Annotated in this window: 3 protein-coding genes; 1 reads left to right on the plus strand and 2 read right to left on the minus strand. The window is 35.7% G+C overall.

What is annotated here, in order from left to right:
• Nucleotides 1–12 precede the first annotated feature (12 nt).
• Nucleotides 13–570, minus strand: a complete 558-nt coding sequence (locus tag AC3DU7_RS24155) for a hypothetical protein (RefSeq protein ID WP_488041846.1) — start codon at nucleotides 568–570, stop codon at nucleotides 13–15.
• A gap of 235 nt (nucleotides 571–805) precedes the next feature.
• Nucleotides 806–1,174: a DUF1830 domain-containing protein gene (locus tag AC3DU7_RS24160; RefSeq protein ID WP_488041847.1), complete on the minus strand. Its 369-nt coding sequence runs from the start codon at nucleotides 1,172–1,174 to the stop codon at nucleotides 806–808.
• 624 nt (nucleotides 1,175–1,798) lie between these two features.
• Between AC3DU7_RS24160 and AC3DU7_RS24165 the strand changes: the two genes are divergently transcribed.
• Nucleotides 1,799–3,367 (plus strand): photosystem II high light acclimation radical SAM protein (locus AC3DU7_RS24165; RefSeq protein WP_488041848.1); only part of this gene is annotated, 1,569 nt, incomplete at its 3' end.

Below are 3,367 nucleotides of genomic sequence, written 5' to 3' on the forward strand. Positions count from 1 at the left end.
CCTCTTCCTTCTTCAAGAAGAAATAGCGATCGCGTTGGAAATAGTCCAAACATCTACTAATAGTAACAATATCGTACAACCAAATAAAATTAAATACATCCAAGGCTGTGATAAAGGACGTACATCAGTTGTATCTATACCCGTCTTAGCCTCAACTATTCTCACCAACTTAGCAAAACCCACTATTCGCATGGGTAGCAAATAACCTTTTTCAGAATTACTTACAAAATAATATACTAAACCCCCCTGACCTGTAGTCCGAGGTTTGAGAGCTTTGATTTCTGCCCAAGGCAAATACCAACCTTTACGAAATAGGTCTGGCACCCAGACTGGGTAAGATACCTGAATTCCCCCATCATCAATAATTACTCGTTCTGTTAAAGCTGCGTATAATGCTACTGCTCCTAGGGCTAGTCCAACTCCTAAAATCATAGGAGGTAGCGGTGCATTTGTGGCTTGAGATAGAAAAGGCAGAGGTATAGTCAATGCAATATACAAACTTAAAAGGGTTAATTTAATTAAAGGAGAAATTCTAAAGATAAAAGTTTCTGAGTCTTGATTTTGAGACATTTTTTCTTACTAAATATTACTAAATATTACTAAATATATTAAATTTAATAGGTTGATTATTTGTGCATTAAAAACTTTAGAGGAAACAGGTATAAACCCATTTCCTCTCTCACATCCCTTTGAATACAGAAACATAAAATTACTGCATTATTTGGGAGTATTAATTATCAAGGATATCAACTTTTTTCAAGTGGAATAATTATGATTCAGTTGGTATATCCTAGACTAAATTAAATTAATCTACTGCACTCAAAACTGCTGCTTTTTTTGAAGGGTTTTTCCGTCTTTGAGGTAAAGTAAATAACTTTACTGTAGTATTTTCAGTTTGAGGTATAGAAGAATAAGGACCTTCATTTATTTGGAGGCGATCGCAGGGTATCGTATCAGATAGTATAGAACTTGCCATCATACCTGTGTGAATTTCCATAGAAGCCCCTGCCACAGATTCAAAAACTAAACGCTGGCCTGGAAATACAACTCTCTCAAAATACCAATTTGGTATATTACTAATTCTCGCAATTTGGATTTGACTTGTTGCATTAACGTAGCAGCAGAGAATTTGATTTGAACTGTTAGATGGTAAGGGATCAAGAATTTGTGCCATAGTCTATTGAAAAGTTTTTACTTTAAACAAGTTTTAGTTATATTAACAAGTTAACATTAACCGATCCCAATCAGTTGTAATCTTGAATACTGACTAACAATATTAGCATCACATGGCCCATACAAATCTGAATAAAATCTTAAGATTATTTCAAATTTTCAGCTTTTTGTTTGATTGAAGCTTCTTATACTTGGCAATGAATTTAGCTCTGGGCGTTGCTGATTCTGGGTATTATTTTGCCCCCCGAGCAAGCCAATTTTGGGGGGAATAAAACTCTAAAAGTCCCCCAATTTTGAGGGATGCGCGGGGGCTTGACCAGAACCAGAAATCGCGCATTCATACTTCAATTCAGCAACGCCTAGCTCTGTATAGTCGGGTATAGGTATTTAGAAAAATTTAGGTGATGATCTGCACTCTTGAATTTTAGTATCAAAACTTACATTATTAGAAATTTCATGCTTAAAATCAGCAACACCTAAAATATTTTACGATTATTAAGATTGTGTATCAAAATTTTAAGAAAATAAATACTAAAATTAAATAAGTCCACCATGTTTGTTATCTTTCTCCAAAAAAATACTTACAAAAAGCAAAAATTTATATATTTGATAAAAGAAATTGATTATGGAAAATAAAGTTCTTTATGTTCGTCTTCCTTGTAATCCCATTTTTCCCATTGGAGTTGTTTATCTGGCAGATCATATCCACAAGTACTTACCAGAAGTAGAACAACGAATATTCGATCTTGGGGCAGTACCACCTCTGGACTATAAAACAGCTCTAAATAATTGCATTGATGAGTTCAAGCCAAATCTATTAGTATTTTCCTGGCGAGATATTCAGATATATGCACCTGTAGGAGGTCGTGGAGGTAATCCTCTGCAAAATGCCTTCGAGTTTTACTATGCAAAAAACCCTCTGATCAAATTTAGAGGTGCAATAGGAGGTTTACGATTAGCTGTTTCCTACTATACAGAACTCTGGCGTAATACAGGACTAATTAAACAGGGCCTCAAAAGGGCGAGAAATTATCGACCTGAAACTCGTGTGGTAGTTGGTGGTGGAGCAGTAAGTGTATTTTATGAACAATTAGGTCGTAGTCTACCTAATGGTACTATTGTATCTGTAGGAGAAGGAGAAGTACTGTTAGAAAGACTACTTCGAGGAGAAGATTTTAACGATCAAAGATGTTATGTAGTCGGAGAAACATCACCACGCGATCGCTTAATTCACGAAAAACCTGCTCCTGTTGAAAAAACTGCCTGCAACTATGACTATATTAATAGTATCTGGCCAGAATTTGTCTATTACTTACAAGACCAAGATTTTTATATAGGGGTACAGACCAAACGTGGTTGTCCTCATAACTGCTGTTACTGCGTTTATACAGTTATTGAAGGTAAACAAGTCCGCATTAACCCAGCGGATGAAGTCGTTGCAGAAATGAAGCAACTATACGACCTCGGTATTCGTAATTTCTGGTTTACTGATGCTCAGTTTATTCCTGCTCGTAAGTTTATGGATGATGCAATTGAATTATTGCAAAAAATCCTTGATGCGGGTATGAATGATATTCACTGGGCAGCATATATTCGTGCTGATAACCTAACTCCCGAATTGTGCGATCTCATGGCAAAAACTGGGATGAATTATTTTGAAATTGGTATTACCAGTGGTTCCCAGGAACTTGTCCGTAAAATGCGAATGGGTTATAACTTGCGGGTAGTACTGGAAAATTGTCGAGATTTAAAAGCTGCTGGTTTTAATGATTTAGTTTCGGTTAATTATTCATTTAATGTCATAGATGAAACTTATGAAACAATTCGACAAACTATTGCTTATCACCGAGAATTAGAGAAAATTTTTGGAGCGGATAAAGTAGAACCTGCTATCTTTTTTATTGGGTTACAACCTCATACTCATTTAGAAGATTATGCCCTGAAAAATGACGTTCTGAAACCAGGATATGACCCCATGAGTTTAATGCCTTGGACTGCGAGAAAGTTATTATGGAACCCAGAACCTTTAGGTGCTTTTTTTGGAGAAGTTTGTTTAGAAGCTTGGCAAAGAAATTCTAATGATTTTGGTCGTGAAGTAATGAATATTTTAGAAGAAAAATTAGGTCGTGCTGAACTGGAAGAAGCTTTAAGTGCGCCTATAGTATCTTCTGAGCAAAAACAGTTAGTAAAAGCA

It is taken from the genome of Okeania sp. (genome assembly GCF_983059655.1).